We start from the raw sequence: 6,649 nt of genomic DNA on the forward strand, positions 1-6,649 counted from the left end.
CTCTTCCTGCGCCATCATGATCTCGCTGCCCGTTGCCACGCCGGGCAGCAACGGCAGCCCCAGGTCGCGGCAGGCGCGGCCGACCGCTGGGGTGAAGCCCGGGCTCACCGCGAAGCGGGCCCCGGCACGGGCGGCGGCCTGGGCATCGGCCGCGCTGCGCACGGTGCCGGCGCCGACCACTGCTTCGGGCACGTCGCGGGCGATGGCTTCCATGCAGGCCAGGGCCTGCGGGGTGCGCAGCGTCACCTCCAGCATGCGGATGCCGCCAGCCACCAGGGCGCGGGCCATGGGCACGGCGTGGGCCACATCGTTGAGCACGATGACCGGGATGACCGGCGCGTCGCGCATGACCTGCACGGCGGTGAAGGCCGCGTTGCCGTGGTTCTGCTGGTTGGTGTCGTCGTCGTTCACAGCCACGAGCAGGCTCCCTCTTCTGCGCTGAGCGCGTTGCGCCGGAATCCGGCAAACAGTTCACGGCCCCAGCCGTGGGCGTTGTCTTCGGCCTGTGCGGGCGGCAGCACGGCGGGCGTGCGGGCCTGCCAGGTGGCGGCATCGACCAGCACGTCGAGCGTGCCCGCCACGGCGTCCAGCCGGATGACGTCGCCGTCCTGCACCCGCGCCAGCGCGCCGCCGGCGTTGGCTTCGGGCGAGACGTGGATGGCGGCCGGCACCTTGCCCGATGCGCCGCTCATGCGGCCATCGGTCACCAGCGCCACGCGGTATCCCTTGCCTTGCAGCACGGCCAGGGGCGGGGTCAGCTTGTGCAGCTCGGGCATGCCGTTGGCCTGCGGCCCTTGCCAGCGCACCACGCAGATCACGTCGCGGTCCAGCTGCCCGGCCTGGAAGGCGGCCTGCAGTTCGGCCTGCGAGCCGAACACGGCGGCGGGCGCCTCGACCACGTGGCGGTCTTCCGGCACGGCAGAGACCTTGATCACGCTGCGCCCCAGGTTGCCCTGCAGCAGCTTGAGGCCGCCGGTGGCGCTGAACGGCGCGGTGGCCGGGCGCAGCACGCCGTCGTCGCCGCTGGCGCCGATGTCGGTCCAGCCCAGGCGCCCTTCGGCGTTGCCATGGGGCAGCCGGGTGTATTCGCGGATGCCGCCGGGCCGCACGGTGAGCACGTCTTCGTGCATCAGGCCGGCATCGAGCAGTTCGCGCAACACGTAGCCCGGGCCGCCCGCGGCCTGGAACTGGTTCACGTCGGCGCTGCCGTTGGGGTACACGCGGGCCAGCAGCGGCACGGCGTGCGACAGCGCGGCGAAGTCGTCCCAGTCGATGACGATGCCGGCCGCACGCGCCACGGCCACCCAGTGGATGAGGTGGTTGGTGGAGCCGCCCGTGGCGAGCAAGGCCGACATGGCGTTGACGATGGCGCGCTCGTCGATAACCTTGCCGATGGGCGGGCACGCGGGGCCGAGCACGGTGCGCGCGGCCTCGCGGGTCAGCTCCTGCCGCAGCGCCTGGCCGGGGTTGATGAAGGCGGTGCCGGGCACGTGCAGGCCCATGGCTTCCAGCAGCATCTGGTTGCTGTTGGCGGTGCCGTAGAACGTGCAGGTGCCTTCGCTGTGGTAGGCGGCGGATTCAGCGGCCAGCAGTTCGGCGCGGCCCACCAGGCCTTGCGCGGCCTGCTCGCGCACCTTGGCCTTGGCGTTGTTCGACAGGCCCGAGGTCATGGGCCCGGCCGGCACGAAGACGGTGGGCAGGTGGCCGAACTGCAGCGCGCCGATGAGCAGGCCGGGCACGATCTTGTCGCACACGCCCAGCATGAGCGCGGCGTCGAACACGTCATGGCTCAGGGACACCGCCGTGGCCATGGCGATCACGTCGCGGCTGAACAGGCTCAGCTCCATGCCGGGCGTGCCCTGCGTGACGCCGTCGCACATGGCGGGCACCCCGCCGGCGACCTGCGCGGTGGCGCCGTGCTTTCGGACCTCGTCCTTGATCAGATCGGGGTAGTGCTGCAGCGGCGCGTGGGCCGAGAGCATGTCGTTGTAGGCATTGACGATGCCAACGTTGGGTGCCTTCTGGGCCACCACGCGCAGCTTGTCGTTGCCGGGCATGCCGGCGAAGGCGTGCGCCACGTTGGCGCAACCCAGTCGGTCGGCACCGCGGTCGCGGTGTGCATGGGCTTCGAGCTGGGCAAGGTAGGCGGCGCGGGTGGGCGCGCTGCGCTCGCGGATGCGCCGGGTAACGGCTTCAACGGTGTCGTGGATGGGCATGCTGGCGGGTGTTGGCAACGGGCTGGCGGAGCGCCCATGGTAAACCCGCAGGCCGCTCCGTCTGTAGGCAAAGGGCATGTGTCGGCCCGCCCCGGCCCGTGGCCGCGGGGCGAGCCCATGCGTGCCGGGTTACTGGGCGCCGCGCGCCTGCTTGACGGCCGCGTTCACCGCGTCCCAGGTTTCCTGGCCGACCGATTTGGCGATGCCGGTGTTCACGCTGGCGAGCTTCTCGCGCATGCGGTTGGCTTCCGAGCCGGGCAGCTCGTTGACCTGCATGCCCTTGGTCTTGAGGTCGGCCAGGGCCTTGGCGGCTTCTTCGCGCGTGTCCTTGCGCTCGAAGTCGCGGCTCTTGACGGCGGCGTCCTGCAGCACCTTCTTTTCCGCGGCGGAGAGGGTGTCCCACCACTTCTTGCTGACGGTGACGATCCACGGGCTGTACACGTGGTTGGTCACCGTGAGGTACTTCTGCACTTCGTAGAACTTGCTGGACACCACCGTGTTGAACGGGTTCTCCTGCCCATCGACCGCGCGCGTTTCCAGGGCGGTGAACAGTTCCGAGAACGGCAGCGGCACGGCGTTGGCGCCCAGGGCCTTGAAGCTGTCCAGGAACACGTTGTTCTGCATCACGCGCAGCTTGATGTCGCCCAGGTCTTCCAGCTTGTTGACGGGGCGCTTGCTGTTGGTGAGGTTGCGAAAGCCGTTCTCCCAGTAGACCAGCCCGACCATGCCCTTGGGCTCCAGCTTGGCCTTGACCTTTTCGCCGACCGGGCCGTCGAGCACGGCATCGGCCTCCTTCACGTTGTTGAAGAGGAACGGCGTGTCCCACACGGCCATCTCGGGCACGATGCCCACCAGCGTGGCGGTGGAGCCCACCATCATCTCCTGCGCGCCGCCGATCAGCGCCTGCTGCATCTGGGTGTCGGAGCCCAGGGCGGCGTTGCCGATGGTGCGCACCTTCATCTTGCCGCCGGAGGCCTTCTCGACCTCCTGCGCGAACAGGCGCGCCGCGCGGCCCTGGTTGGAATCGTCGACCAGGCCATAGCCGAAGCGCACGAGGCGCGGCTTGAAGTCCTGGGCCTGGGCGGCCCCGGCGGCCACCAGTGCGGCCACCAGGCCGGCGAGAGCGAAACGGATACGCATGCTTGTCTCCTTGTATTGAAAGCGCTGAAGAGAGAGGGAAAACGAAACCATTGGAAATCGGGGCCGGCGGCGGCTCAATGCAGCCAGCGCAGCGGGCCGGTGATCAGCACCGGGAACAGCACGAACAGCACCAGCAGCACCACGTACATCAGCAGGAACGGCGTGGTGCCCTTGATGACGGTCTCCATGCGCAGACCACCCACCCCCGCCACCACGTTCTGTACCGTGCCGACGGGCGGCGTGATGAGGCCGAGCGATCCCACATAGATGAACATGAAGCCGAAGTACACCGGATCGATGCCGGCCTTCACCGCCAGCGGCAGGCACACCGGCCCGAAGATCAGGATGGTGGGCGTCAGGTCCATGGCCGTGCCCACGACGAGCAGGAACAGCATCATCAGCGCCATGAACACGATGGGATTGCCCATCACGCCGGAGAAGCTGTCCGCCAGCATGGCGGGCAGGTCGGCCAGGGTGATCATGTAAGCCGTCACAGTGGCCGCGCCGCACAGGAACATCACCACGGCGGTGGTCTTGCCCGCTGCCAGGAACACCTCGTACAACTGGGCCCAGGTGAGTTCGCGGTACACGAACATCGACACGAACAGGGCGTAGACCGCGGCCACCACGGCGGCTTCGGTCGGCGTGAAGATGCCGCCCTTGAGCCCGCCCAGGATGATGACCGGCATCATCATGGCCCAGAAGCTGTGGACCAGCGCCTTCATGCGCGCACCCCATTCCACGCGCTCCATGGACGGCAGCTGGTGCTTGCGGGCGATCCACCACCAGGCCAGGATCAGGAAGATGCCCATCATCAGGCCGGGAAACACCCCCGCCAGGAACAGCTTGCTGATGGAGGTGTTGGTCGTCACCCCGTAGATCACGAACGGCATCGACGGCGGAATGATCGGCGCGATGATGCCGCCCGATGCCAGCAGGCCCGCGCTGTAGCTGGGCGGGTAGTTCTGCTGGCGCATCATCGGCAGCAGGATGGTGGCCAGGGCCGCGGTGTCGGCGATGGCCGAGCCGCTCATCGAGGCCAGCAGCACCGCGGCGCCGATGGCCACGAAACCCAGGCCTCCGCGGATGTGCCCCACGAAGGCGCGCGCCAGGTCGATGATGCGGCGCGACAGCCCGCCCGCATTCATCAGTTCGCCCGCCAGGATGAAGAAGGGCACCGCCAGCAGCGGAAAGTTGTCGAAGCCGGCCTGCAGGTTCTGCGCGAGCAACTGCGAGTCGAAGAAGTCCAGGTGCCACATCAGGGCCACGCCCGTCAGCACCAGCGCGTGGGCGATCGGCATGCCGATCACCATGCCGCCGATGAGCACCAGCAGAAAAATCGCGGTCACGATCATGTCCGGCCCCTTATTCGATATCGCCCGCCGGGCCGGCCGGCGTGGGCGGCTCGCCGCGCAGCAGGTCGAACACCAGGGCCACCAGCAGGCCGGCCGCCAGCACCAGCGTGGCGGCTGCGGCCAGCGCCAGCGGGTAGCCGAGCACCGTGCTGTAGCTGCTCATGCCGGCCACCACCTGCTCCCAGGAGCCCTTCAGCAGCAGCACCATGCACACCGCCACGAGCAACTGGCTCACCCAGAACAGGCCCTTGCGCGCCCCGCCCTTCACGCGCGAGGTGAGCATGTCGAAGCCCAGGTGCTTGCCTTCGAAGGCCGCGACGATGGAGCCCACCGCCACCAGCCAGACGAACAGCAGGCGCGAGACCTCTTCGTACGACACGATGCTGGTGTGGAACACATAGCGCAGCACCACGTTGACGAACACCGCCACCACCATGCCGGCGAGCGCCAGCACCATGAACAGCTCGGCCAGCCGCTGCAGCGCCGGCTTGCGGCGGGGTGGCGCGTGTGGGGAAGAAGACGGGGCGGACGGGGCGGCCAGATCCCTCGTCGGCGGCTGCGGACTGCTCATGCGTTGTCTCCTGCCGCTGTGTCGCGGCCTGTTTTTTCGGGGGTGAAAGCCTCGGGGCCGCGCACCCAGGCCACGGAGTCCTGCACCAGCGTGGCGATGGGCTGCGTGGCATCGAGCGTCAGCACGCCGGGCTCGCCTTCGGGCGATTCCAGCGTGGCGAACTGGTCGGCCACCAGGGCGGGCGAAAAGAAGTGGCCGGGCCGCGACTGCACGCGCACCAGCGCTTCGTCATAGCCCAGCTTCAGGAAGACGAAGCCGAGCGCCGGGTGCGCCTCGCGCAGGCGGTCGCGGTACTTGCGGCGCAGCGCGGAGCAGGTCAGCACCACGCCCGGCCCGCCTTCGCTGGAGTCCAGCAACCGGGCCAGGCGGCCGAGCCAGCCGGCGCGGTCGGCATCGGTCAGCGGCGTGCCGGCCCGCATCTTGGCGATGCTCTCAGGGGCGTGGTAGGCGTCGCCTTCGTGCAGCGTCCAGCCCAGGGCCTGCGCGCAGGACTCGCCGACGCTGGACTTGCCACAGCCCGACACGCCCATCACGACGATGGCCTGCGGGCGAAACATTGAGATAGCGCTATCCATTGAATTCGAAGAAATGCGGTGGGGCATGGCGCCGCACCGCGGGTGGCTGGGCCGGGTTTGCCGCACGCTACAGCGCCATCGGTCGCCGCATGCTTGTTTACCCTGTGAAAGATAGCGCTATCTTAGGAAACAATGCCACCCAGACTGCTCCGGATTAACCCTTGACCGACGCCACCCGCCGCCCCCGCCGTTCCAGCGGCCGCATCACGCTCGATGACGTGGCGCGCGATGCCGCCGTGAGCCCGATCACCGTCTCGCGCGTGCTGCGCGGCGAACGCAGCGTGGACGCGCAACTGGCCGAGCGCGTGCGCGCCTCGGCCGACCGCCTGGGCTACGTGCCCGATCCGGCGGCGCGCGCCCTCGCCTCCCAGCGCAGCACCCAGGTGCTGGTGCTGGTGCCCATGCTGTCCAACACGCTCTTCGTCGATCTGCTGGAGGCGGTGCACCGCACGCTGTTCCCCGAGGGCTTTCACCCGCTCATTGGCGTGACCCACTACGACACCACCGAAGAAGAGCTGCTGTTGCGCACCTACCTGCCCCACCGGCCCGCCGGCCTGCTGGTCACCGGGTTCGACCGCAGCGAAACCGCCCGCCAGCTCATCGCCCGCAGCGGCGTGCCCTGCGTGCACCTGATGGAGACCAGCACGGCGCCGGACGTCGCCTGCGTGGGCTTTTCGCAGACCGATGCGGGCGCGGCCATCACCCGCCACCTGCTGGACCGGGGCCGCCGCCGCATCGCCTTCTGCGCCGCCCAGCTGGACCCGCGCACGCTGCAGCGCGCCGAGGGCTACC

7 protein-coding genes are annotated in these 6,649 nt (G+C 69.3%); 1 reads left to right on the plus strand and 6 read right to left on the minus strand.

The annotated features are described in order from the left end of the window. The 6 genes from AC27IQ_RS17270 to AC27IQ_RS17295 form a co-directional block, all read right to left on the minus strand. On the minus strand, positions 1-348 hold a 348-nt coding region (locus tag AC27IQ_RS17270), incomplete at its 3' end, for a beta/alpha barrel domain-containing protein (protein ID WP_487090194.1). A 59-nt stretch (positions 349-407) separates the two neighbouring features. After that, positions 408-2,216, minus strand: coding sequence for a phosphogluconate dehydratase (gene edd, locus AC27IQ_RS17275; RefSeq protein WP_317355034.1), 1,809 nt, complete (start codon positions 2,214-2,216; stop codon positions 408-410). 129 nt (positions 2,217-2,345) lie between these two features. Continuing rightward, positions 2,346-3,356, minus strand: a complete 1,011-nt coding sequence (locus AC27IQ_RS17280; RefSeq protein WP_317355031.1) for a TRAP transporter substrate-binding protein — start codon at positions 3,354-3,356, stop codon at positions 2,346-2,348. 74 nt (positions 3,357-3,430) lie between these two features. Further along, a complete protein-coding gene (locus AC27IQ_RS17285; RefSeq protein ID WP_284413210.1) occupies positions 3,431-4,711 on the minus strand; it encodes a TRAP transporter large permease in 1,281 nt (426 codons plus the stop codon). A gap of 10 nt (positions 4,712-4,721) precedes the next feature. Then, positions 4,722-5,282, minus strand: a complete 561-nt coding sequence (locus tag AC27IQ_RS17290; RefSeq protein ID WP_487090191.1) for a TRAP transporter small permease — start codon at positions 5,280-5,282, stop codon at positions 4,722-4,724. Then, on the minus strand, positions 5,279-5,857 hold the full coding sequence (locus tag AC27IQ_RS17295; protein WP_487090192.1) for a gluconokinase: 579 nt from the start codon (positions 5,855-5,857) through the stop codon (positions 5,279-5,281). The genes AC27IQ_RS17290 and AC27IQ_RS17295 overlap by 4 nt, the downstream gene beginning before the upstream one ends. Positions 5,858-6,018: 161 nt before the next feature. Here AC27IQ_RS17295 and AC27IQ_RS17300 point away from each other — a divergent pair. Further along, positions 6,019-6,649 (plus strand): LacI family DNA-binding transcriptional regulator (locus AC27IQ_RS17300; RefSeq protein ID WP_487090193.1); only part of this gene is annotated, 631 nt, incomplete at its 3' end.

Source organism: Acidovorax sp. KPB24-07, from assembly GCF_057543315.1.